Genomic DNA, 24,687 nt, shown 5'->3' with positions numbered 1-24,687 from the left:
AGAATTCGCCGCCAGACGGGCGGCTCAATGTCTCGGATCTGCGCGTAAAGCGTGTAGAGGGTGTAGGACTTGGGCATTGAACTGGTCAGCGAACTGGATGACAGGCAAGGGTCGAAGAAATTCCGGATAGAGCACTTCGAGCAACGGCGCTGTGAAGTCCGGAACGTCATCCTCCAAGCGCTCGCGAACGCGTGCGTTGATCAGCGCTGCCGCCCGAATCAACCGTTCAACGTGCATGTCCTCGGATTGTTCGCCCTGCATCGACAACCTGCCAGCCGCACGTCCGTTCCGGGCGCCGAATTTAGACAGTCGCCGGCGCAAGAGCGAAAGCTCACGCTCGTAACTACTCTTCAGATCCGACATCCACGTCCCCATCTTTGCTGGGATCCAGTATCGCAGTATTGCTGTATCGATTGGGCTTCTTTAACAGCCAGTCGTTGACTGACTGGCAATAAGGCGCGCACCGCACGCGAGAAGATCTCCATCGACCGCCGCAGCCTTACCGTCGTATGTCGCATTACCTGACGCCTCTGCGATGACAGTCGGGCCGTGGATGGCACACACAGCGGCGTCGCCGAGTCGCGCGATCGCCTTGCCCTCGATTCGCGAGTTGGGTGCTCCGGCGACCACCTGGCCGCCATGGCTATGCGCATCACCCACCACGATGTATTATTTTCGCGGCCATGTCCTTGTCCCGTTATTGCGGGACGCTCCAACTGAAAGTCTGCGGATTGGCCTTACGCGAGGCTTCGTCTGGTGGTGTCAACATCGTAATCGTTGCATGAGCCGGGTCGCGCAGGTTCACCAGTGCGTTTGTTTTGCCGTCTCCGTAACCGATCATGGTTGCAAGGGCTATCTGCACGAACGTCGAGCTGACGCCTGTGTCGGCACCAATGCGGTGTTGCATGTCAAAGGCATCGGATGGGTCATCAAGATCGATCTTCTGCTTGTTGTCGTGCAGCGACTGGACAAGCAAAGCGAGGTTCTCTGTCGATGCGCCTGCGTCGAAGAACATCCGCTCAGGTTGGCTGCCTTGCGGCAGCGTGGCCAGAGCCTCCTCCCAGCCATTGCGCAACTTCTCAATCTTATCGGCTCTCTTCGCCGGAGCGCCATGGCCGTCCGAAAGATCCACCGTGACAGGACGGTGAAGGTACCCAAGCACCGGCCACTGGTCGTATTCCTTCAGTTGCCAGGTCGTCCAGGGAATGGGCACCCACGGGTTGGGCTTGAAACCCTTAGGTGTTAAATACTTTCGGCCAGACCTGGTACCCTGGCGGGATGAAAAAACGCAGACCTTACCCAACGGATGTATCGGATGAGGAGTGGTACTTCGCCGCTCCCTATCTGACTTTCATGAACAAGGACGCACCGCAGCGCCGCTACGAATTGCGCGAGATGTTCAACGCGCTGCGCTGGATCGTGCGTGCGGGTGCGCCGTGGCGCTTGCTGCCCAATGACTTTCCGCCGTGGGAGATGGTCTACCAGCAGACGCAGCGCTGGATTCAGGCGGGCTGCTTCGAGGCGATGGTCAACGATCTGCGGTCGATTCTCCGGGTTGCGCAGGAACGGCGCAGCCAACTCAGCGCAGTCATTCTCGATGGCCGCACGCTGCAGTCGACTTGCGAGAGCGGCCCACGCGCAGGCTATGACGGGTACAAACGCAAGAAAGGCAGCAAGGTGCACATGGCGGTGGACACGTTGGGGCAATTGCTCGCGGTGCACATAACACCGGCCAACGAACAGGAGCACGCGCAGGTTGGAGAGCTGGCGCGTCAGGTTCAGCAGGCCACCGGCCAGACGGTCAAGGTGGCGTTCGCCGATCAGGGTTATACCGGCGAGGAGCCCGCGCAAGCCGCACTCGACGAAGGGATTGAGCTTAAGGTCATCAAGCTGCCGGAGGCGAAAAAGGGCTTCGTGTTGTTGCCCCGCCGCTGGGTGGTCGAGCGCAGTTTCGGCTGGCTCAATCGCTTCCGCCGACTGGCCAGAGACTACGAGCGACTGCCCGAAACACTGGCTGGCCTGCACTTCGTCCAGTTGCAGCAGCCAGATAGTCATGAAATGCCTCAGGAAAAATCGATCGACGAGAACTGGGGAAGCCGCGAAACGCCTGACTGCCGTCGAATGCGGTCGCGACGTGTGCGGCGCGCACGCGTCGCGATGTCGTCGAGCAGATCTCGGCATCGATCCTATAGCGCGGTCTCGCTCAACGATACTGGAAGGACCTACAGGCAGAAGCCGTGAGGAACGCTCCGCATTGGAAGCGCGATCACGCCGCGCGATCGGTCGTACCGGACAACATGCCGGCGCCGACAGACGGTGCCTCGAGAAAACCGTTGCGAATGAAGTTCGCCATTTCGTCGATCAGCGGCGTCGTTCCCCATGGCGGCAGATGCAAGGTCACGGCGAAATCCGGCAACGTGGGCAACCCTTGCGCCGATCGCAGCATCTGGAAATCGGTGGGAACCGTCGACGCGAGCCATGCGGTCACCGCCATGTCCATTCGGACGGTCGCCTTAATCGCCTCAATATCGCCGCTCTCGAACACCGTTCGCCACGCGATTTCGTGCTGCGTCAAAGCGTCGAATAACGCCGGGCGGAACACGCACGCATGGCTGACGATTGACACCGCCAGCGGGCGCTTCAGATACGCGCTGCCGCCGACCGCGCCGACCCACGCGAGCGGTTCGATGCGCAGGCACTCCCCGCCGGGCTCGCTCGCCGGCTGCTCGATCACCGCGATGTCGACCCGTCCATCGAGCAGCGCGGCCGACAGTTCAACTGATGCAAGGTTGACAAGCACGATCTCGATGTGCGGGTAGCGATGGGAAAATGCCTTGAAAATACCTGCGAGATAGGCAGCGACCAGATCGGACGGTGCGCCTACGCGCAGGACGCCGGCAAACACCGACCCGCTCATGTCGGTCCAGATTCGGTCGTTGAGCCGCACCAGTTGCTCTGCCCGCTCGAGCAGGTGTTCGCCCGCGATAGTGAGTTTCAGTCGCCCCTGCGAGCGATCAAACAGCCGCTGGCCGAAGCATTCTTCGAGCCGCTTGATCTGCTGGCTGATCGCGCCCTGGGTCAGATGCAGCGCGTGCGCCGCCGCCGTCATGGTCGACCGACGCGAGATGGTGACGAATGTGCGCAACAGGCGCGTATCGAGATTGCGGGGCATGGGCGCAATAGATTATTAGCAACGCTAATAGGGTCATTATAAACATTCCATACCCGAGCCTGCGAAAGACTTTTAGAGTCTGTCCAGTATCCGATCCCATCCGTGTCCAGCCGGATTCCAAAGTCGCCTGCCCCAGCTCTTCATACGAGGTTTTCTAGCCATGTCCGAGACGCTGTTCTCCCTGATTGTGTTCGTCATCGTAGCCACCATTACGCCGGGTGGCGCGACCACTCTGGCGACGGCGTCGGGTACTCAGTTCGGGTTCCGGCGCAGCGTGCCGCTGCTTGGCGGGATTGCGCTCGGCCTCGCGTCGCTCGCCGCCATCGCGGCGGCCGGGCTGGCCGGACTGCTGCACGCAGTACCTGCACTGCAAATGATCATGAAAGTGCTGGGCTCAGCCTACCTGCTGTGGCTCGCGTGGAAAATCGCGTCGAGCGGCGCACCTAAAAGTAATGCGATTGCATCGCAAACGCCGACCAGCTTCATCGGTGGCGCGCTGCTGCTGTGGCTCAATCCGAAAGGATGGACGATGGCGCTCGGCGCGGCCGCGTCATTCGCGGCGCTGACACCCGACCCGGTGCACCTCGCGTTGATACTCGGCAGCGCATTCGGCATCGCGGCGATCTTTTCCCTCGTGCTGTGGTGCACGGCCGGCGTGCTGCTCGGCCGCACGCTGCGGACCGACCAGCATTGGCGCATCGCAAACGCGGCGCTGGGGCTCCTGCTCGCGCTGTCGATCGTTCCGATATGGATCGACTGATAGCGCAGTGTTGGCACACCGCATAAAACCGGTACCATACATACGGTAGACAAGAGGCACGTAGCCAATAAGTAGGCTTGGTGGCTCGTCATACGACCCTGTCGACAACACACCAATCGAGTGCGTTGGTGGAGACTCGGCGCCTCGCGAAGCGGGCGCCGGGATCAGCGACGTACTAAGGCGACGCGACCGCACCTGCGGGAAATTCGCGCCTGCTGCCGGCGAAGGCATTCGCAATCGCTTCGGACGCCAGGATCAAAGCGCCTTTCAAAGACAAACACAACGAAATTCGGACGGAGCCGAATGCATCACGTCGTCAGTAGCAATCGACGTGCTTCACGCTTCTTCCCCGACTGATTCAGCCTTTCGATCGACACGCCGCGGAAACCTCCGCGATTAACGTGCTGCGCGAGGACAAGAGCTTCCCTGATTCATGTGCGGCGAAAATGTCGCCGACGCACGCGACCTGCCAATCAACGATCGCGTGCGTTTGACGCTACACGCTATTTGGAGATTGTTGTGGAAGCATGGAGAGAAGACGTCATGACGACGCTGTCGCGCGCGCAGAGCTTCGGTGAGATATTCGACATCGTTGCGGCCCAGGCCCGCGCGCTCGACTTTGACATGTGCGCCTATGGCGCACGCGATCCATTACCGGTGACTCGGCCCACGTTTAGTACGCGCAACACCTATCCCGACTCATGGCGACAGCGATACCTCGATGGAAACTATTTCGTACGCGACCCCATCGTCCGTTACGGGCTGATCTATACGTCGCCGCTCGTATGGCCGGTCGATGCATGCGCGGACGAACCGTTCTGGCAGGAAGCGAAGGCGCACGGCCTCGCGCACGGCTGGTCCCAACCCATCCGCGATAAGCACGGACGAATCGCGATGTGGAGCGTGTCGCGCAGTGCGGACATCATTTCCGATCTAGAGCTCGCCGCAACGGAAAGCCGACTGATCTATCTGGCGCACGCCGCTCACGCGGTGATTTCGCGCTTGGTCGACGCGCCCGCGGCGTCGGCCTCGATGCATAAAGGACCGTTCACCACGCGCGAGAAGGAGGTGCTGAAATGGGCCGCTGACGGGAAAACTGCGCTAGAAATCGGTTCCATTCTTTCTATATCGGAGCGGACCATTACCTTCCACATGCAAAACATCATGGAGAAGCTCAACTCGGTCAACAAGACGCAAGCCATAGTCAAAGCAGTACTGCTCGGCATCATTTACTGACGACACGCGGCAAGTGTCCGCCTGCCGTAGCGGCGGCGTACGCGCATACGGCGGGTCCGGCCGCAATCAACCGCCCACACCCCGCGCACGGCCAAGGTCCGCTCGCTGTCTGCCGCGCGCATTCTACCCGGCCACAAAACGGCCACGGCGTCGTTTCGGATCGCAAACTAACAGCGAGCGAATTTTGAAGCCTAGGTGAGAATTTTCAGGAACGTTAGGCATCTCAGTAGCGAAGCCTGGGTACAGGGACCCAGAAACAAAAGTATCGTCGCCGTTGGATTTGCCCAAAAGGTGGCCTCGGGCAAACTCAGCTGAAGCGACAACGATATGCTCATTCCGGAAGGAAGTGCGAGCCGTTGATGTTGAGTAGCTGGAACCTGGTCAGAGACTCTTCCATCGCATTCGTTTTCTTCAGGTGGGCGATGAGGCTATCCATATCGGTGTAGTCGAACTGCGCGCACCAATGTGCCATTTTCGCAAGACTGCGCGCATAGTCGGCAGGCTCGTTCTCACGGGTCAGCTTACGCAGGCAATCGACAAATTGCGGATGGAACAGTGTCGGCACAATAATTCGGTGCAGGCCTGTCCGTGAGAGTTCTGCGTTCATAACAAGGCGTGAAATTCGACCGTTGCCATCAACGAATGGATGAATTTCAGCCACCAGGAACAAGTAGAAAATAGCTCGGGCGATGCCCTCAGGAACACTCCGGGCCAGGAGCGAGCCTTCTTCGAACGTTCCACGCACCTGTTCTGGATTCACGAATTGGGTCGTGCCGGCGTAGTTGACCTCAGTCTTTAGCACGCCTGGGTTTGCCTCGGGCCGGGCTTGCAGCATGCGAGCGTGCCACTCCTGCAGGGCGGGAAGAAACTCTTCGCCTGCTACGGGTGGGCTATGTCGGTATGGTGCTTCGACCGCCAATTGGTACACCCCGAGAATGTCATGGGAGTCCTTCGGTCGAGTGGGCATCACCTTCTGTTGCATGACAATATCGCGCGCGTCCTCAATGGCGAATTTTGTCCCCTCGACATAGTTAGAAAAATAAGACTCAACGAACGCACGATTGTGCCGTGCAGCGCCCATGGGCACGTTATCTTCAACGCGCGGGAACGCTGCTGTTCGCAAGTAGCTGGCAAGTAACTCAAAGCGCTCCATGCGCTCTCGGTCAACCGACTTCCCCTTAGACACGAGGATGCCGTCGTTTGTCTTCAGCTCCCCCTTCTCGTGCGTGCGCAAGAGCGCGCCTATCATGCCTCGCAGTGTTTCAAGCTGCTCCTGCATGCCGAGTCGCTCGGCCAACGATGCTGCCTTGTCCCGAATGTCATTGAGGAACGGCTCCCCAGATGCATTCAAGTGTTTTATGAGCCAGGCTTCCACCTCATCCGCCCCTGCGCGGCGCGGTGCTTTTCGGCCCAGGTTTTCGAGCAGGGCTCGAGCTTGACTTGACCAGTGCAGCCCGGTCTGCCCCAATGGCATATCTCCGGGTAATGGCCCGGGGCCTTCTAATACCTGAAAAGCGAGGCCTGGTAATTCAAGCTTTCTACGGACGAGCGTCGGGTGCGATACCGTCCAGACGTTCTCGTGGGCCACCCCCTTGAAGGCGCTTACATGGGAGACCACGCCGCCAGGTATGAGCATGCCGCCGATAGCCATCCAGTGGGTCTTCACCCGTCGCTCGACTTCGGGCAATCCGCCTTCGCTGTTCACATACACGCCCTTAAAAACATTGGTGAGCGTGCCTGCTGCAGCCAAGCGCTGCACGCGCCGTCGATCGGCCATCGAGAGGCCCGACATGAAAATGATGTCCTTGATGATCGGTTCGGCTGTCGCAGTCATGGATGTCTGAGTTTGTCGCGTAGAGTCACATTATATTGCCGCGCCCCTCTTCTTGTCGCGATGAGTAACAGAAGCGATAGAATTTGTCGCGTTGACTGACAGAAATTCGTATGTGGGGCCAGCTTTACATGCTGCGCTCGCAGAACTGGCTTGTCGCGTTGAGTCACAAAAATCTGCTCTACTCCCGCGCATTTGTCGCGTTGAGTAACAAAAATACGTGAATTTGTCGCGTTAGATCACAGAAGTTGGCATAGGGGCCAGCCTTATACGCCGCCCTTGCAGAACGGGTCGTGTCAAGTTGGGTCAAAAGAATCAGTTTAATTCGATAGCGCTCGCGCCTGATGCCCGGGTCCAGTAGGAAAATACGAGGAGGGCACGGGAATGGCAAGAATTCACGTTCGGGGCGGCAGGCCGTTGGCTGGATACGCTCATGCGGGGATGCGGATAGTCGTGGTGCGTGGGGACTATGACGCGCACTTGGTGGAACACTTGTTTCCGCAAGGCGTTGTGCCGGAACCAGCTTTGGAAATAGCCAACGTACACGGCGCAAACCCTCTCTTCGTGAAGTATGCCGAGTATGTCAACGAAGTTGAGTGGCCTGAGTTCCCACGCGGCGGGCACCCGTTTTTCGTCCCAGATTGACTCATATATCAGCTGGACGGAAAACGCCGACCCTGACGGCACAAGGAGAGACTCTAGTGGCTGGGGATGTTGCGAACAAACGCCAGCTAGTCATCTCGACCTTCTGTCAACAAAAACATGTGCACTTCAGTTTGCACATCAATCGAACGGCGCTATCCCGGCGCGGCGCAGGGACGGCACCAACTAACCATCGCGCAAATGGTGCGCGATTAACTGCTTGACGGCACAACCGAAGTGACTCTGTAGCTTGCGGGTCTAACTCTGTAGTTTGCGGGTCTAAAATAGTGGAAGCTGACGCAATGGCAAGCCGCAAGAGCCCAGTGTTCATGGGCGAACGCCAGCGCGCATACTGGTCGAACAGTGTCCGCCAGGCGCTCCGTGCACGGCGGGACGTGAAGTGTGTCGTTTGCGCCCATAGCGGGTCTCCCTTAACACCGACCATGATCGATGCTCGCGCGGGCAAGTGGGATTGGGCGCACTCGAACGCATAACTCTGACCATGTCCCGGTAATGAAGACGCGCTTACGTTCTGGCATCATCGATTCGACGAAATGCCAGTCTGATGCACAAGAATCGAAACTATGCGAGATCCTCGTCTTCAACGCACTTCCACGTACCCGGGGAGAGTAACTTGACACGCAACAGCCTGTTATCCAGGTTGCTATAAAGAACATGAAGTGTGTAGTTATCGAAATGCCAAACTGCGTGTCCCGTTAAAACCGAGTTGGCCTGCTGAATCGGCTGCCTGGAGATTTTCCCAAATAAAGTTTCCGGGCTATCCTCGAAATCCAGGCCCAGAGGTAGTGCCCCATGCCACCCAACCGATTCCTGATCCCGGTTTCGATGCAGAGTAATAGCGCGAAATATCGGCCCCGAACTGCTATCCACAAAGCCGAGCGTCGCACCATAGCTTTGCGTCAGATCGAGTTCGCCATCGTCGCGGATGGCTCGAAAATCATCGTCCGTCAGCGAATGCGGCCAGAGCGCCCGAAACTCCGGCGATCTTGCCTCATAGCCAAACGTATCGGCTACTCTAATTAGATCTGGAAACTGCACCTGAGTCTTGCGCGGAATCGGTGAGGCAAGCATACGGCAAGCGATACGATCAATCGCTGAACCTGCTTTCGCGTACATCACGCTGAGACGATAGCCTTCGACATCCCATGTGTCATCTCGATATGAGTGCCGGGTTGCCTCAAACTCGGCAAGCTTTGCCCGCGCAATCTCGCGACTGTCTTCAAACGTCAATTCGAATGGCAGCTCGTCGGCAAATGCCCGGATATCGTCGACGCCAGAATAGAAATAAGCCTGACTGAGCAGCAAATGACCTCGCCCCCATTGCCACCGAGCTGTCGCAGCTTGATACTCCGAATCAACAAATCCAAGTTCTACTCCTTGACGACGAACGAGAATCCAGTCGTAGAATGCCTGGCGCCCATCAGGTAGTTCTGGACGTTGATAAGTCCCCAGTTCCTCGAGAATACCATCAATGCATTCCGCAGAAGCAGGACTACCGAAGCCACAGACGATAAATTCAGCTTTCATCGCCAAAGAATTCCGAATTGAATTCTTTCTATAGTTTTTTCGTCACCTGCGTATCGAACGAAAAATCGTACATTTCCTGAAAAATCCCAAAATTCGGAATTTCGGTCTGGATTGTATTTTTCCGAGCTACCGAGTTTCTGAGTAGCCGATTCTCGACTATCCGAAAACGTCAGTCCCTCAGGAAGATCTCCTTTGTATTCACAGAATTCATCATCTCCAGTTCCATAGAGGAAAATTGCGGTAAGAATTGGTGCATCCGTCGGAAACTCGACCTTATGTTTCGCACTTACATAGCGTTCGCTCTCAAATAGCAGCGACACGCCAGCGTCAGTAATGTTCTCGTACACATCTGTCTCATCGCGCTTGATGGCGACTCGTCGATCGATACCAAAATTGTGCAGTAGATGTTTTACGACATCTGAGTCTGCCTGTTTTCCGATCGCATCGGTGAATTCTTGCGTTTTCATATCTATTTCACCTTCTGAATGATCTCGAGCAAAGCCTTATCAAAATCTCGATTTGTCATGCGTAGTACTCGTTTCGCGGCTTTCTGATATGCCTTCTTGCAACCGCCATCTGCATCATACTCGTCGATCTTGCTCAGCATAGATTCGACATCTCGGCGAGCCGCACCTGCGAGATTGTCTGCGTCTTGAGGCGCCAATCCAATATTCTTCGCTCCATAAGTGGGGCTAACATCAATGTGAGCCTGCCGTGGAATCGCGATGGAATCGCCCCAATCCTCGATGGCCTTACGTTGTCCAGGAGAAAGTTTTTCCCCTTCATCCAGCATTGATTCTGCTCTTTCCTTCAGTGCTGCCTTCGACGGAATATGATCCCGATCGAACTTGCCATCGCCAGTTTTTTTCTTCAGATCGCCGTACTTGCCGTACTCGCCGCACTTGAGCTTCTTCTTGCCCTTGACTTTCTTGCCATCCCGGTCTTTGGTACCGGTGTTTGCATCACCCTCAGCATTCTTCAGGCGAGCGGCCTCTTCTTCAGACTTTTTGAGTTTAGCCGCTTCTTCCGCTTCCCTGGCAAGTTTAGCCGCCTTCGCTGCGTCCTCCGCGTCCTTCGCAAGCCTGGCCGCTTTCGCAGCCTCTTCAGCAGCGTGCGCGCCCTTGGCAAGACTCACCGCTCCTTTGGCTAGCTTACCGGCAGTGGTGACCACCTTACCACCTGGAATCATGCTCGCAGCCGAGAGTCCTGCCTCGACCATATCGCCTTCGGCCGCGTAAATCCCGGCGTCCACTGCTCCAGTCACGAGGGAGAGCCCTGGTACGAAACTCGCCACCCCGAGCGCACCGTGCACCCAAGGGCTCGCCGTACCCCACCAACCTTCCTCTTCAGGCGTTTCTGGCTTTACGGGCGGATTGCAGCTTGCGCTCGGCTTTCCTCCCTCGATCGAGGCGCCAGGTGCCGACTGGGTGACATAGATGCCGGGGCAATTTCCACCATTGAGCGTACACGGATCGCCTTCACGAATCACCGGCTTGCCTGTGATTCGAACCGTGCTGGAACCCTCGACCGGCTTGACCTCGCCACTGACCGTTCCGCTCTTGACGCCGTTGCAGGACCCGGCGGCATCCCCCTTGCAGGCCGGTTGTGTGCTCTGATTGAGCACGTACGCCGGATCGCCGTTGAAACGCACGTTCGGCACGGTCCCCAGACTGCCGGAGAGGTCCTCGGTTACAGGGTACGGCAATGGCGGTGTACTGCTGCCAACTGGTGTCTTGTTAATAGACGGCGCCGTTGACACTGCCTTGAACGCGCTGTCCTTGCGCGCTCCGAGTCGGCTAGCCATGGATCCGCCTCTCACCTTGAGATACGGCGGAATCGGTCGCCAGCAGGCCAATTTCGCCTTGCTCAACCATGCGCATCTCAAGAACACGCACGCCCGGCTGTTTGGCAAGCGTCACTCGCCAGACACATGACACTTCGCGCCGCTCGGGGTCGATCAGCACTGTGTCGAGTCGAGCCTCAACTTCCCCTATGCTGCCGCTTTCAAACCGTACCAGTGCAAATGGCAAGTGGCCGGGAAGTCTCAATGTCAATCTGACGTTACTAGAGGCATCCTGTATCGCGCATGGCGTATCAGCGGTGCACAAATTCACCAACTCGATTTGCTCATCGCCTCTCAGCGCATCGACCTGCTGATCTGGCCATGCTGCATTCCACACCGCAAAATCAAAATCCTTCGGCAACGGAGCATCGCTCTCAATAAACGCTCGATCTATCGTTCCCACCAGTTTTGCCCGCTCAGGATGCCCCTTGGGACGGACACCCAGCCCAGCGACAAGCGGCTCCGTTTCGTCAAGCTTCCCAAGACGGGCAGAATTAAAATGGGCCGAGGTAACAGGTCGCGCGAGATATTCGATTTGCGGCGCAGCAACGATGTCAACGCCTACGGCATCCAGATACCAGGCGCGTGCAAACCCCTGTCCTTCGACGTTGGCTGGATACGCCGCGTGTGCGACCGGTGCGCGCGGCGCGTCCGGATGGGCTTCGGACTGCTCTGGCGTCAAACGCTGCTTCTTCGAAATTCTGTCGGCTGCCTTATTGTCCACCTCGATACGGCATTGACCACCAAAGGCACGTTCCAGGTGCACCGGAATGGCGCGCGACGGCTGCGGAACCGTCAATTGCCAGTCCGGTAAGCGGACCGTGCCGAGGGAGCCGATCCTAGCGATCGCGGCCGCTAGACGCAGCAATCCTTTTCGTCTGACGAACTGACGTTCACCCGTAACAACTAGCGTCTTGTCGATCAGGTGCTGATCTGGCGTCGTCGTTTGTTTTGCAAGTTCGAGTTCGGCGTTCCATGACCCCATTGCTTCGGGCGATGCAGCCATTAACGGATTGAGTCCATGAGGCTCCGGGGGCAACGGTATGGGCGAACCGGGCCGGCTAACCCTAAGCCGAATGTCGAATTCTCCCGGGCCATTTCCATCCGTGTGACCCGGCGGATAAGCCGTCGCGTTAACAATCACGTCGCAACGAGGCTTGTAAGGGCACAAATCCGATTCCTGCCGAACGCTGCCCTGCATGTCCACTCTGAAGAACTCGTCTGCCTCGCATAAGGGTTGCTGTTCGTCGGAAAAATGAAGTCCGTCTGCCTCATTCCAGGTCAAGGTTTGCCGAAGCACCACGACATGGAATTCCTGCTCACGGGCATCGACACCGGCAAAGGCCAGCGCAGGAAATGGGGTGTGGTTGATGAACTCCATCGGGTTAGTTCACATCCACGTCTTTACCGTTGATCGCGACTGGACCAGAACCTTCGATGAGTATGCTGACGCCCTTGAGGGTGATGTTGCCGTCCGCATCCATGCGAAACGTCGACTTGCCGACTGTGACCTCGAACGCGTTGCCAGCCTTAATCGAGTAGGACTGCCCAACCATAGCAGTCTTCGACAGGCCCACCTCCTCAGCACTCGCAAGCCCTGCCGACGTATTGACCGCACCGGCCACCGTCACCTGGTAGCCACCGCCGACCGTCAACGCCTTTGCAAGGCCCACGGTCTCCGTCGACGTCAGCGCGATCACAAGGTTCTCCATCCCTTTGATGATCTCCGTGCGATTGCCGCCAACTGTCAGCGTCTCGTTCTTGCCAACCTGCTCAGTGCGGTCGACGCCGATCGTGATCGTTTCGTTGTTGTCGACCGTCTCAGTTCGGTCGTGACCAATATGGGCGGTTTCGTCGTGCTCGACGGTCTTGCTACGATCATGGCCGACCGTATGGGATTCGTCATTTTCGACCTCGATACGCTGATCCTTCTCCGCATGCAGCCATACCTCCTCCTGCCCCTTCTTGTCCTCGAAGCGGATCGCATTGGCGGTGTTAACGTTCCCGGTCTTGGTAGAGCGCGACAGAATTCCGCTTTGCGTCGCGTTCGCCGGCAAGACCCACGGCGGCATGTTGGCCGAGTTGTAGACGCTCGAAATAATCAGCGGCCTGTCCGGATCCCCATCGAGAAAAATGACGACCACCTCATCGCCGATGCGCGGAATCTGGATCATCCCGAAACCACGCCCCGCCCACGGCTGCCCGACGCGCACCCAGCAAGAACTACCCTGATTGCGTTTGCCAAGGCGGTCCCAATGGAACTGCACCTTCACGCGGCCAAGGTTGTCGGTATAGATTTCCTCGCGTTCCGGGCCGACGACAATCGCTGTCTGCGGCCCGATGATAGACGGACGCTCTATCGTGAAGGGAGGACGGTACGGGATCTTCTTTCGGATGCAGGTGAAACTGCATTGATAGTTCGCCGCGCCCTCGCCAGCCTGATAGTTGTTCGTGCCGCTATGCGTAACCGTCGTCAGTAAAAACTGCCGGTCCTCAGGTTTGGCGTCATTGTGATCGTAGTGATCGTTCAGCTCGAAATATCGGCACGGTGACAGTCGCCGGCTGTTGCTCGCACCGACGAAGATCTTGCTGTGCGCCGCCAGCGCCTGCGTACGGAAACGCGCCAGTTCTTCGCCGCGATCGCTGTCGGCAAACCCATGTTCGCCCAGATAATCGTAGACCTCGTACGGCGGCACTTCTCCCTGGTTGACATCGGTTCCGCCAGATACGAAGCGGCGCGCAAGCGGTGCCTTGTAGTCGAACGTCTTCAGCCCGACGCTGCCGGACTCCAATTGCCTGCTCGCCTGAAACGAGGTAATAATTGCCTGATTGTCGAGTGCCTCGCCCTTCGTATATTGCAGCGACGCGCTGGGCCCATCGATTGGCTTTGCAACAGTCGAGTTATCCGTGATGACCAGTTTGTGACCATCTTTGGCATGTTCGAAAAAAAAGAACAGACCATCTTCTTGCATCAGGCGTTCAACGAACTCCAGATCGGTTTCCCGATACTGCGTGCAGTAACTACGATTCTTCGTGGCTTTGGACAGGCGGAATTCAAAAGACGCGATCTGGCCATATTCCTGAAATACGCTGGAGAGAATCGCCTCGGTATTTTCTTCCTGGAAGATCCGGATATCGCGGCGACGTGACAGCATCCAGAGCCACGGCAAGATCGTCGCGCTGTAAAGCGTGAAACTGCCATCGTTATCGAGGTGCGTGAAGCTTGCGACGTAACCATGGAAATATCGCTCGTCGGAACTCGCGAGCGCATCGGTCAGCTGTAACGTAATCGTCACGGGCTGTCCGATCAGCTTTTTCAGCTCGATGTTCGGGTCTTGCGACGCGAGCTGCGCGTACATCTCGAAATTCCGGGACAGACCTTCAGCACACTGGAACTCGACCATCACCAAATCGGATTGCCCTTTCATAGGCGTCTGAATGGTAAAAAGCCGGTTGCCTTGAAGGTCGAAAAAATCTGCAATATCTGACATTTGCATGACAACCTCAAGTTCCTGTAGTTTGAGTAGCAGGCTATTATTTGTCAGCGAATTCTAAACCGCATTCCCACGTAAATTTTGTCATTTACGATCTCATATAATTCACGATGCATATTTAATTGAATATGCATGAACGAAAAATGGAACACCTGCTGCCCCACTACGAATACGAAATCGGTTTGCTGTCACGCAGGTTGACGGAGTTTGCCCAGCGCCATCCGAAAATCGCTGCCAGGCTCGGGATTTCAAACGGAGCGGATGATCTGCACGTCGATCGTATGATGCAGACGTTCGCGCTCTTGAGCGCGCGGATCGATGCCAGGATCGAGGACAGCTATCCCGAATTCACGGAATCGCTGCTCGAAGTGCTCTATCCTGAATACCTTCGCACGATGCCGGCCTGTGCAATAGCTCAATTCGAACCCGCTGCCCTGTTCGGCCAGCTCACGGCATCGCTCGGCATCGCTCGTGGGACAACGCTCGACGCCAATGTCACGCCATGTCGATTCCGCACGGTCTACGATGTCATTCTCGCGCCACTGCGTATCCATTCGGCATGTTACGCACCAGCCACCGTGGCCCCTGCCGCGGTCAGGCTACCGGCCGATGTTACCGGCGTCATTTCGATTACAATCGCCAGCGCCACGGCATCGGAATCGTTCGATGCAACGATTCCCCGCGGCCCTCTATGCGTTTACTTGTCCGGCGAATACGCGCTTGTGGCTGCCCTCAGCGACGCGCTGCTCATACAGGCCCGCGCTGCCTTCGTCGAAGTCGACCACTGTGGACGGTGGGTTGCGCTCCCCGACGTCCCGATCGATGCAGCGGGTTTCAGCGAGGACGAACGTCTACTGCCGCAGGAAGCAACCCATACGTCGGATGCGCTGCGCACCTTAATCGAATATTTTGCGTTTCCCGAAAAATTCGACTTCATTAATATCGACCTCGGGAGACTTCGACGTGCCGCGATCACGCCAAATGACACCACTGCACGGATGCTGACTCTGCACATCGCCCTTTGCAATACACCCGTGAATTCAATTGCTGCACAAACACTTGCCGGGCTGGATGCTGCTGCTTTCAGGCTGTTTTGCACGCCCGTCGTCAATCTGTTCCGGCGCGATGCGGCGCCAATTCCGCTGACAAGCGCCGCCACTGCCTATCCCGTGACGCCCGTGCCACTGCAAACAGGCTTGCCGCTTGATGTGTATTCCATCGATTACGTCGAGTTGGAAGATCGTATGCAATCCGAGCGGGAAATCGCAGGGCTGGCACTGCGCAACACCGTCCCCGCCTATCGGGCTTTGAGTCACTATCAGCCGTCCACTGTAAGGTCTCTGTACTGGACGGCGATTCGCGACCCGGACCAGGCAAACGACGCCTCCCGCGCACCGCTCCTTCTCTCGCTTGTCGACCAGGGTGGCGAAATCGCCCATCCACCCCAACCGCAACTTCACATTGAACTCACGGCGACCAACGGCGACCTGCCGTCTCGTATGCCAATCGGTGCGCCGGATAGCGACCTGTTGCATGAAGGCGCTGCTCTGACCTGTCCTATCAGGCTGTTGACACGGCCAACCGTCCCGGCCTCGCTGCCGAGAGGGCAGGACGCACTTTGGCGCGTTCTGGCGGGCATGGCTCAGCGCCCATTTGGGCACCCCGAGCCTGGACTAAAGGAGCTCAGAGATTTCCTGAAACTGCACGCCCCGCGGACAAGCATTACCCGGCGCGCCATCGACGCAATCGTCGGGCTCGAGTACCGACCCGCTCTTCGGTGGATGACGCTTGCCTGCCAGTTTCCGTCGTTCGTGCGCGGAGTGGAAGTCGTGGTGACACTCGACGAAAGCGCGATGCGCGGTATCGCGTTGAGCCTGTTCGGGCGTGTGCTGGACCAGTTTTTTGCGCCCTATGCACCGGAGATCAATTATGTGCAGTTAGTACTGTGCTCGGAGCAGGATCGCAGAGAGCTGTTACGCTGCCCTGCTCAGTCTGGAACCCATCCTGTGCTCTAATCATGTCTGGTATCGAAGAGCGCTCAGACTACTGCCAGTGAGCAAGATTTACCCACACTCAATTTACGCCCGGCACTTCGCAAACCGGCCCCTGTTTCGGGGCGGGCTCCGGGCTTTGATAGGTCAGTTGGCCGAACATGATGCCTCCGCCCAGTGAGTCCGTCAGCCCCTCCATTCGCCCCACTGTCCTGATGAATACCGGCGCCGACATAATCGCCTGCCGCATAAACGCCGCTCCAGCAACTGGTACGGTGGCCAGTTTCATGAGTCGCGGATCGATTCCCGCAAGCATAAATGTACCGCTCCAGCCCGCGAGATAGCCGAGTGACCAATCGACATAAATCACGCCGCCTTCGAAGTTCCTGATTTCCAGCTCTGTGCCACGAAACGCCTCGGTCATATAGACCTTTCCCGAACTGTCGAAGCCCTTTGTGGCTCCGCTCGCGCCGACACTACGCCCCTGAACGTTGAGCTTGGGCAGTTCAAGCTTACCCAGTTTAAGCCATTTGAGGATGGGGAATGTAATGCCCATGCCCACGCCTGCATACGCAAACTGTTCGGGTTGCCCCGTGGGAGGATCAAGCACAACGACGCCACCGGAAGCGAGTACCACATCAATCCCACCACCACCGCCAGCTCCCGTATCGTATTTCCAGTTGCTTTCTCTGAGTGTCTTTATCCACATGGATTATCCATACCTCGGTCGGAATTCTTGCCCTGTCAATCCCGCGTAGAGGAAAGCGATCATGAATACGGATGATATGAGCGTCTCAAGCCACAAGTTGGAAAACGAGTCAATTACTGCCGATGCTCGCGGATTATCCGGGTCGTAGCGAACGCGAACAGAGTCCCCGACCTCCGCCGATACAAAGCTCCCCGGAATCGATATGCGCTCACCCGTTTGTGTCACAAATAAAATCTGAGGATGATGCTCGCCGTAGTTCAGCCGAACGACTTTGCCTTGCGTCACGACCGAAGATTTGACAAAGGCTATCTGTCCGCTGAGCGAGAACAGGGTCCAGATCGCGATGCATAAGCCGATCACCAGTGCACCGTAGTTGAACTTGAGTGTTTTACTGACCACGGATCTTTCCTGAAGTTGAAAGGCGCCATCATTCTCACCAACATTATCCCACGTGAGAATAGAGGTGAGGATGAAATGTGATGAATGTGTCATGATGAAATTGCGAACGTCCATCGACACCTGCGAGATGGGGAGTCCACGCCTACTTTCACTATCGGGATCGATTATGCCAAGAATGTATTCGCCATTCACGGCGGGGGACGAAACCGGCAACGCGATGTTTATCGAACCACGTGTTCCGCGCGATCAGTTGGCGAAGTTGATTGCGCCGTTGCCAACGCGCCTCATCGGCATGGAGGCGCGCTCCGGTGCGCATCACTTGGCACGCCCGTTACAGCAGCACGGCCATACGGTCAAGCTCATGGCGTCTACCCCACCGCCGGCCTACGTCCCTCTGAATGCCGCGTTACGCCCGATTGTTGCCAGCACGGTTCGCAGCCTTCTGGACGGAACGGTCAACGGCACTAAACCGCTGCTTAGCACAACGGTGACAAGTGAAGCGTGGCTGCGTAGATTTCCGGTTGAGCCGAACAAACTCAACCCGTGTTGGATTCGACTCTACTAAAAGTGGCTTATGTGGACGCCCCGGATAGCAAGCTGGGGTTGCACTTTGGTCTACAGGTAAGGCAGCACCCCTATGTCCGGCCCGTCATTGCAGGCTGCTCGGCCTGCTGGCCCATATGGAATTCGCTGACGAGGGTCTCAGCAATTTAGACACAACTAATGACATGGTCCGCCCCACCTCTCGAGGTGGGTTACGCTAGGAGCGCTCACTCGTAACGGGAGACCATCATGGATCATGCGACGCTCGTTAGTATCGACCTTGGCAAGCACTGCTTTCACGTCCACGGGCAGGACAGCAACGGCAAGGCTGTATTTTCCGGAGGAAGCTCGGGCGCAGACAACTGATCGAGTTCTTCGCAACCTACGCGGCCTGCACTGTCGTCATGGAGGCGTGTGCCGGCTCTCATTTCATGGCACGCAAGCTGGCGACGTTCGGTCACGAAGTTAAACTGATTTCTCCGCAATTTGTGCGGCCATTCGTCAAGTCGAACAAGAACGACTTCGTCGATGCCGAAGCAATCTGCGAAGCCGCATCGCGTCCGGCCATGCGGTTTGTGACACCGAAAACCGAGTCGCAGCAAACACTTTCAGTACTACATCGCGTTCGTGAAACGATGGTGAGGGATCGAACGAAAGCGATCAACCAGATGCATGGTTTCCTGCTTGAGTTCGGCGTCAGCCTGCCGACTGGCAAGACCGCGGTTGAGCGATTGCCGGAGCTTCTCAGCTTCCACTCTCTGCCGCCCCGTCTTGTCGCTACCCTCGAGCGCCTACACGCGCATTTCAAGCATCTCCAGCCGCAGATCACTGAGCTTGATCGCGAGCTGGCGCATCAGCTTGACGATGACGACGTCGGTCAAAGACTGATGAGCATTCCAGGTATCGGGCCGATCACGGCAAGTGTGCTTGCCTCAGAAATGGGCGACGGCAAGCAGTTCGGATGCAGTCGCGATTTCGCGGCCTCGCTGGGTCTTGTTCCCCGCCAGTACAGTACAGGCGGTAGATCCAACCTTCTAGGAATCAGTCGACGTGGCGACAAGCACATCCGAAGCCTCCTCGTCCAATGCGCTCGCGCCTACATGCAATGTCTGGAGAAGCGAACCGGTCATCTAGCGGACTGGACCCGTGCGCTCCTGACGCGGCGCCATTCGAACGTGGTGGCTTGCGCGCTGGCTAGCAAGCTTGCTCGAACCCCCTAGGCGATCGTCGCCCGTCATACCACTTTTGATTCAGGGCGTGCGGCAGCGTTGGCTTGAACGAACACGGGCTCACCATCCTATTCTCTGCTTTGCGACGACTGAAACGTGATGACGTGAACGGCACACCGGCCTGCGGAACATCCTGGCAAGTAAAGAGACTTCTGAAGTCGATCAACTTTATAGGAGCCGTAGGCGCGAACTTCATCGTGGCGCGGGGAACAGTCCCCACACCGACGCCGGATAGATTTAAGCAAGCCAACATGACATCAAGGATCAGGGGTTGCAAAACTGGGGCGGACCATAGATTTACTTGCGTGAGCGCCGAAGTTATCCCCGAAAATCGATACACGACACGACTATTACGATAATCCTTATTATCATAATGTGTGTGTTTATCGAGTAAATTCGACTGCATGAAAACGCTTCACACCTCCCTGCCCGCTCCGTCCCGTCCAGACGATCACCATCCGTCCGGCTTTCCAGATGCCGCGGAACTCGCCGTGTTACCGGCCTGGTATGCGGGCGTTGCCGTGCGGCCGGCGGTCGAGTGCTATCTGCCCTCGGCACTCGGTGACGGGAAATCGGCGCGCGGCGTGCTCGGCCGCATTCGGCGCAGGCTGGTAGCGATCGCGCGCTCGGCGCACCGCGACCATCTGGCCGCGCTTCTCGATCATCCTGCGGAAGAGCACGCGCAGCACGCGAAAGCGGTCGCCCAGGCGATCGAGGCGCTTCGCACCACCCGCCCGCCCGAACCGCAGATCGCCGACGACATTGCGCAGTGGTTCGCGCCGCGTGCCGTGCGGGTGCTGCAGGCGTATGGCATCACGACACTCGCTGATCTCACCGTGGGCATCCCGCGCCGACGCCAGTGGTGGAAGGTCGTGCCGGGGCCTCGGCATGGCCAGCGCCCAGACGATCGAGGCGTTCTTGGCCGCGTGGCCGGCGCTCACCGAAAAGGCGCGTGCGCTGATCGTGACCAGCCGGCAAAGTCCTATCGTGCCGTGGGAATCGATCTGCCTGCCTCACGAGGTCGATGGTTCCGAAGGCAACTTCCGCGCACCCGCCGCCACCTGCACGCTCGATGAGGGCAACGACTACGAAGCCGGCTACACGCTTCCTTCAGACCCCGCCTCACGACGACGCCCTTGCGTTTCGCTAGTCATTCACCACCATCAGGTTGGACAGGGGACTTGCACCCCCAAGCTGTTGCGCATGCTCGGCGCACAATGAAAAAGGCCTTACAAGCATCGCTTGTAAGGCCTTGATTTCTTTGGTCGGGTCGAGAGGATTTGAACCTCCGACCACCTGCACATCATGCAGGCCCGCGACCGGGCAGCGTTCGTCGACTGTGCAATAGTCAGATCAGCGCCTCGAGAATCGCCGTGCAATCGACTTCGGGCCGCTGCAATCCAATATCCCGCAACGCCAGGCTAAGCGCCTCAAAAGCATCGCGCGTCGCCGAATCTTCTGGCGGCCGATGCCATACGAGAGCCAGTTCATTCCGTCCAGTTTCCATCGGATGACGAACGAATCCTTCATACACCGCAACAAACGATGCGCCACTAGCGTGCAAGCGCGCGCATTCAGCGCCTGGACTAACGACCTGGAAGATTCGCCCCTCCCCCAGCCTGACTGGCATGCGCGTACCCGGTACGCGACTGCTCAGGATAATGCGTTCGACCCGCTCGCCAATATGGGTGTCGAGGGCGGCGAAGATACGATCAAGAAGCGCCCACTTCTGCTGGAACGACAGTAGCACCGGCGACCATTTTTCCTTCGAGAACGCGGCGTAGGCATAAAAGTCGTCCTCGCTGAGCAGGCGATGCCCACGATACGACGAAAGCACTGGTTCGCCTGCAAACGGAGACGATCGAAGCTGCCCCACGAATGTCAGCATAGGCTCTCCATCTGACGGTCCCGTTCGATTCGACACGGTTCGATCATGGGATCGATATGGAATATCCCTTCGGTCGCGAATTCCAATTCGGCAAAGCACCAGTAACCATTAAGCGAAACCGACGTCGCGAGATAGCGCTCGCCGGGCCTGTCACGCTTGGCCAGCCGATGCTCGATCAGTGCAATCCACGGGTCTGAGCCGAAGCTATGGCCGTATTGATCGACGAGATTGGGTAACAGGCGCTCGCGCGGCAGTAAGCGGTCATACAGCGCGGAAATGTTCGGCGGGAAAAATGGCGGCGTCACCCTCACCGCTTTGTCGCGTTCCATATAGTTGCGCAGGCCCACGCAGAATTCGCCGAATCCGTTCGCCGATCTGGCGACGTCGCATTGAATCGTGTCGTCACCCGAAAATTTGAGCACGACCGTCGCAATGCCAAATCCGGACTTTCCCCAATTAGGATTTTCGTGCCAATGCGTAAGGTCGAACAGATTAATATCGACGATCGACAGCACGATATAGGGTTGATGGCGTTCGAAGAGATTCGCATAACGCAGCACGAATCCCCACGACGAACATTCATAGGCCGTCACGAGGTTGTGCGGGACTGCGCTCGTCCACGAAGGCATCTGTGAAGCGATATCGTCCCATTCGATCCAGCCCGAGGTGAACGGCATGTCCAGGATGGTCGACACGACCATGTTGACCCCGATCTGCTCACGTGGGATGCCCTTGGTGGCGCGTTCGATCTGCTCGCCTATCGCGCGAGCCAGTTCGCGGCCCACCGTCCTCGCGCCACGACGCGCTATCTCGGGCCACGGCCCTGCCGGACGATAGACGGCGGCCTGAAGGCTAAACGACATAGCTGGGCACTCCCGATTCGCCAAGCAAATGGCTCGCCGCATGTGTCTCGCAGTAAGCACCCGCGCCCGGAAACAGGAGCAGGTCGCCCGCGCGCAACGCCACGTCCACGCTGCCGAATGTGTCGCCCTGATGGCCGGACGCACCGAGCACTTCGGTCACGCTATTCCCTCCCGGCGGCACGAGACACCCTTCGCGGAACACATAGGGGCTAGCCGGCACGCGGCGCGTACCTGCTGCCTGGGTGAGCAGCAATGCCTGTGCGAGGCCGCCGTCGCAGCGTGCGTGGCGGCGGCCTAGGGTTTCGCCGACAGCCAGCACGCGCGTCGCAAACACGCCGGCGCTCGCGAAGATCGCGCGCCCCGCTTCGTGAATGACTTGCACGTGCGGCGGAAACTGCGCGATGGCCGTGCGATACGCAGCCATGTCGAAAGTGCGATCGACCCAATCGGCGGGTAACGCGCCACCGAGGTTCACCGTTTCCAGCGGGTAACCCAGCGTCTCTTCGATGCGCCCAAGCCACGCCCGCATGGTCCGGGCGACATCCAGCGCATCGCGGTGGAAATTCCCCGTGCCGGCGAAGCAATGAACGCCGCCGACGCGCAGATCGCTGCGCAGCGCGAGTTCGAGCACCTGTGCGATGCCATCCGCGTCGAGCCCGCGATCGGCGCTCATCGGCACAACCGTCGTGTCGCGTTGAGTCAGACCCGGATTGATGCCCAGAATGATCGGCGCAACCTGGCGCTGTCCTCGCTGCGCGAGCAGCATGTCAAGTTGCCATGGGCTCTCGATCAATATGCGCAAGCGGCTGCCCAGCGCCGCGCGCACCGCGTTGGCGTCGAGCGCGGGCATGGCGAAATAGGAAAGCGCCGATTTCCACGCCGCGACCATCATCATTTCCCAACGGCTTGCGACGCGCGCGCCGAAGCGGCAATCTTCCGGAAGTCTCGACAGTACGTCAGGGTTCGCGCAAGCACTCAGGCAAAGCAGGACAGGCGTGCCGAGCGCCTCGCGGAGCGCGCAAAAATTCGCCGCAGCGGCCTCGACGCCATAGACGTACGCGGGTGTCGGCACGCCGCGCGCGGCCAGCTGTTCGATCCACTGGGTCATGCCTTGGCCTCACGTCCGTTTGCATTCGCCTCACGCGCCATGGCAGTCAACCGCGCGGCATCGATTTTCCCGTTCGGTGTCGAGGGCCATTCAGTCACGAAGCGCACTTCGCGCGGCATCAGCGTGCGCGGAATGGCCGCCTTGAGCTGCGCAACGATGGCCTTCTGCCCCGCCTTGTCCATCTGTACGTCGATCTGCGCGTAGAGAATCGCCGATTCGTCTCCGTCATGCTCGGTACGGCCAACGACCCGCGCGGCGATCACCTCATCCAGTGCTTCAGCCATGATTTCGATGTCTCGCGGCACGATACAGAAGCCACCTTGCTTGATCAGCGATTTCGAGCGGCCACGAAAATGGAGCAGACCTTCTGCGTCGCGATGAAAGAGATCGCCCGTGGCAAGCCAGTTGTCGTCGCGATACCGGCCGGCCACCAGTTTTGCGCCAGCCGTGCCCGCTTCGCCCCGATAGCCCTGCATGACGCTCGCGCCGCGCACGTACAATTCGCCCACCGCCGACTCGCCTGCCTGCCTGTCGATCGCGCACGTCGGCGACGCCGGATCGACGAGCACGGCATCCAGCGCGGGCATCGCATCGCCAACCGTATCGCGCGCGGCAGGAAAGCGCACCGAATCAAGGTAGAGCGCGCGCTTGCATTCGGTCAGGCCATACATGGGCATGATGACCGCCTGGGGCATCGCCTGACACAGCAACTCGACCGTGCCAGCCGAGAGATGGCCGCCGGTATTCGTCACGAGCCGCACAGTACGTGCCTCCTTGTTCACCATCGCAAACAGCTTTGCCACGCCGGACGCCAAAGCCGGCACGACAGGGAGCACCGTCGGCGAGACGCGCTCGATCAGCTTTTTCAACGCCACCGCATGCGTCTGCCCGCCCGCTACGACGAGCTCGCAACGATTGAACATCGCGAGCAGAAGCTGATACAGCCCATAGTCGAAAAAGAGCGGCGGCACGCAGAGAATCCGGTCATCCGCGCGGATGTTTTGATAGCTGCTGATGCCTCGCAACGCCGTCATGACGTTCGCGTGCGTGAGCACCACGCCCTTCGGCGTTCCCGAGCTGCCCGACGTGAAAATGAGCAACGCGAGGTCGGGGCCCGTCACGCGTGCGGGGCGGCGCAGCACGATGGTCGCCGGCGCGGGCTGCTGCTGCAACAGCAGAAGATCGCCCGCCGCATCGAGTTGCGCACGTGCATGGGCTGCCTGCGCAATCATCGCCTTGGTCGCCGCGGGCGTATCGGGATCGACCGGACAGACGACCAGACCGTACAGCCACGCAGCGACAATCGCCGCCACCGACGCGAGCGTGTTCGCCGCGTCGATCATCAGCACATCCTGCGCGACGAGCCCCGCTTCTGCATAGGTCGCATGCAATGCGCGAATCCGGGCGAGATCAAGGCTCTCGCCGGTCTCG

The 24,687-nt window shown here is 58.4% G+C and carries 20 protein-coding genes and 4 pseudogenes; 8 read left to right on the top strand and 16 right to left on the bottom strand.

Annotation, left to right across the window (positions count from 1 at the left end; all coding sequences use genetic code 11):
• Positions 1–24: 24 nt before the first annotated feature.
• From U5A67_RS37315 to U5A67_RS37305, 3 genes are read right to left on the bottom strand one after another with little or no spacing between them, the layout of a single operon-like run.
• A complete protein-coding gene (locus tag U5A67_RS37315) occupies positions 25–363 on the bottom strand; it encodes a type VI secretion system baseplate subunit TssF (protein ID WP_321818252.1) in 339 nt (112 codons plus the stop codon).
• A 60-nt stretch (positions 364–423) separates the two neighbouring features.
• Positions 424–660, bottom strand: coding sequence for a PAAR domain-containing protein (locus U5A67_RS37310; RefSeq protein WP_415768202.1), 237 nt, complete (start codon positions 658–660; stop codon positions 424–426).
• 37 nt (positions 661–697) lie between these two features.
• The gene (locus U5A67_RS37305; RefSeq protein ID WP_321818253.1) at positions 698–1,213 is read right to left on the bottom strand and encodes a DUF2875 family protein; all 516 of its coding nucleotides are present in this window, start codon (positions 1,211–1,213) and stop codon (positions 698–700) included.
• A 65-nt stretch (positions 1,214–1,278) separates the two neighbouring features.
• On the opposite strand from U5A67_RS37305, the pseudogene U5A67_RS37300 reads away from it, so the two are divergent.
• Positions 1,279–2,031: pseudogene (locus U5A67_RS37300) on the top strand (IS5 family transposase); the annotation flags it as partial.
• A 235-nt stretch (positions 2,032–2,266) separates the two neighbouring features.
• Here U5A67_RS37300 and U5A67_RS37295 read toward each other — a convergent pair.
• A complete protein-coding gene (locus tag U5A67_RS37295) occupies positions 2,267–3,172 on the bottom strand; it encodes a LysR family transcriptional regulator (RefSeq protein WP_321818254.1) in 906 nt (301 codons plus the stop codon).
• A gap of 160 nt (positions 3,173–3,332) precedes the next feature.
• Between U5A67_RS37295 and U5A67_RS37290 the strand changes: the two genes are divergently transcribed.
• Together U5A67_RS37290 and U5A67_RS37285 are read left to right on the top strand one after the other, a co-directional pair.
• Positions 3,333–3,932: a LysE family translocator gene (locus U5A67_RS37290; protein WP_321818255.1), complete on the top strand. Its 600-nt coding sequence runs from the start codon at positions 3,333–3,335 to the stop codon at positions 3,930–3,932.
• A gap of 543 nt (positions 3,933–4,475) precedes the next feature.
• A complete protein-coding gene (locus U5A67_RS37285) occupies positions 4,476–5,168 on the top strand; it encodes an autoinducer binding domain-containing protein (protein ID WP_321818256.1) in 693 nt (230 codons plus the stop codon).
• Positions 5,169–5,499: 331 nt separating this feature from the next.
• Here U5A67_RS37285 and U5A67_RS37280 read toward each other — a convergent pair whose 3' ends face one another.
• From U5A67_RS37280 to U5A67_RS37255, 6 genes are all read right to left on the bottom strand, one after another.
• The gene (locus U5A67_RS37280; RefSeq protein ID WP_321818257.1) at positions 5,500–7,002 is read right to left on the bottom strand and encodes a Fic family protein; all 1,503 of its coding nucleotides are present in this window, start codon (positions 7,000–7,002) and stop codon (positions 5,500–5,502) included.
• A 1,221-nt stretch (positions 7,003–8,223) separates the two neighbouring features.
• A complete protein-coding gene (locus U5A67_RS37275; RefSeq protein WP_321818258.1) occupies positions 8,224–9,189 on the bottom strand; it encodes a hypothetical protein in 966 nt (321 codons plus the stop codon).
• The gene (locus U5A67_RS37270) at positions 9,186–9,656 is read right to left on the bottom strand and encodes a hypothetical protein (protein ID WP_321818259.1); all 471 of its coding nucleotides are present in this window, start codon (positions 9,654–9,656) and stop codon (positions 9,186–9,188) included. The genes U5A67_RS37275 and U5A67_RS37270 overlap by 4 nt, the downstream gene beginning before the upstream one ends.
• 2 nt (positions 9,657–9,658) lie before the next feature.
• Positions 9,659–10,993: a PAAR-like domain-containing protein gene (locus U5A67_RS37265; RefSeq protein WP_321818260.1), complete on the bottom strand. Its 1,335-nt coding sequence runs from the start codon at positions 10,991–10,993 to the stop codon at positions 9,659–9,661.
• Positions 10,986–12,413, bottom strand: coding sequence for a DUF2169 domain-containing protein (locus U5A67_RS37260; RefSeq protein ID WP_321818261.1), 1,428 nt, complete (start codon positions 12,411–12,413; stop codon positions 10,986–10,988). The genes U5A67_RS37265 and U5A67_RS37260 overlap by 8 nt, the downstream gene beginning before the upstream one ends.
• Positions 12,414–12,417: 4 nt before the next feature.
• Entirely contained in the window at positions 12,418–14,529 is a 2,112-nt protein-coding gene (locus U5A67_RS37255) for a type VI secretion system Vgr family protein (RefSeq protein ID WP_321818262.1), read from the bottom strand.
• Positions 14,530–14,654: 125 nt separating this feature from the next.
• On the opposite strand from U5A67_RS37255, the gene tssF reads away from it, so the two are divergent.
• Positions 14,655–16,541 carry a type VI secretion system baseplate subunit TssF gene (gene tssF / locus U5A67_RS37250; protein WP_321818322.1) on the top strand — a complete coding sequence of 629 codons (1,887 nt, stop codon included), beginning with the start codon at positions 14,655–14,657 and terminating at the stop codon, positions 16,539–16,541.
• A 58-nt stretch (positions 16,542–16,599) separates the two neighbouring features.
• Here tssF and U5A67_RS37245 read toward each other — a convergent pair whose 3' ends face one another.
• Positions 16,600–17,226, bottom strand: coding sequence for a hypothetical protein (locus U5A67_RS37245; protein WP_321818263.1), 627 nt, complete (start codon positions 17,224–17,226; stop codon positions 16,600–16,602).
• A 3-nt stretch (positions 17,227–17,229) separates the two neighbouring features.
• Positions 17,230–17,739 carry a DUF3592 domain-containing protein gene (locus tag U5A67_RS37240; protein ID WP_321818264.1) on the bottom strand — a complete coding sequence of 170 codons (510 nt, stop codon included), beginning with the start codon at positions 17,737–17,739 and terminating at the stop codon, positions 17,230–17,232.
• On the opposite strand from U5A67_RS37240, the pseudogene U5A67_RS37235 reads away from it, so the two are divergent.
• The 4 genes and pseudogenes from U5A67_RS37235 to U5A67_RS37220 all read left to right on the top strand — a co-directional run.
• Positions 17,710–17,992: pseudogene (locus U5A67_RS37235) on the top strand (hypothetical protein); the annotation flags it as partial. The gene U5A67_RS37240 and the pseudogene U5A67_RS37235 overlap by 30 nt on opposite strands.
• Entirely contained in the window at positions 17,987–18,190 is a 204-nt protein-coding gene (locus tag U5A67_RS37230; protein ID WP_321818323.1) for a type VI immunity family protein, read from the top strand. The pseudogene U5A67_RS37235 and the gene U5A67_RS37230, both read left to right, overlap by 6 nt.
• A gap of 227 nt (positions 18,191–18,417) precedes the next feature.
• A pseudogene (locus U5A67_RS37225) lies at positions 18,418–19,388 on the top strand (IS110 family transposase).
• A gap of 413 nt (positions 19,389–19,801) precedes the next feature.
• Positions 19,802–20,528, top strand: a pseudogene (locus U5A67_RS37220) (phage integrase family protein); the annotation flags it as partial.
• 217 nt (positions 20,529–20,745) lie between these two features.
• Here U5A67_RS37220 and U5A67_RS37215 read toward each other — a convergent pair.
• Genes U5A67_RS37215 through U5A67_RS37200 form a run of 4 tightly spaced genes read right to left on the bottom strand, consistent with a single transcriptional unit; the run spans position 20,746 to position 24,647 of the window.
• The gene (locus U5A67_RS37215) at positions 20,746–21,285 is read right to left on the bottom strand and encodes a hypothetical protein (RefSeq protein ID WP_321818265.1); all 540 of its coding nucleotides are present in this window, start codon (positions 21,283–21,285) and stop codon (positions 20,746–20,748) included.
• Complete coding sequence (locus U5A67_RS37210; RefSeq protein WP_321818266.1) at positions 21,279–22,148, bottom strand: hypothetical protein; 870 nt, start codon at positions 22,146–22,148, stop codon at positions 21,279–21,281. Before U5A67_RS37210 ends, U5A67_RS37215 begins: the two co-directional genes overlap by 7 nt.
• Positions 22,138–23,256, bottom strand: coding sequence for a hypothetical protein (locus U5A67_RS37205; protein ID WP_321818267.1), 1,119 nt, complete (start codon positions 23,254–23,256; stop codon positions 22,138–22,140). Before U5A67_RS37205 ends, U5A67_RS37210 begins: the two co-directional genes overlap by 11 nt.
• Complete coding sequence (locus U5A67_RS37200; RefSeq protein ID WP_321818268.1) at positions 23,253–24,647, bottom strand: class I adenylate-forming enzyme family protein; 1,395 nt, start codon at positions 24,645–24,647, stop codon at positions 23,253–23,255. Before U5A67_RS37200 ends, U5A67_RS37205 begins: the two co-directional genes overlap by 4 nt.
• Between the last annotated feature and the right edge of the window lie 40 nt (positions 24,648–24,687).

It is taken from the genome of Paraburkholderia sp. J69-1 (assembly GCF_905220255.1).
In the GTDB taxonomy this organism is placed as follows: Bacteria; Pseudomonadota; Gammaproteobacteria; order Burkholderiales; family Burkholderiaceae; genus Paraburkholderia.
The sequence above is the reverse complement of the archived record's forward strand: the minus strand, read 5'-3'. Positions and strand labels throughout refer to the sequence as shown.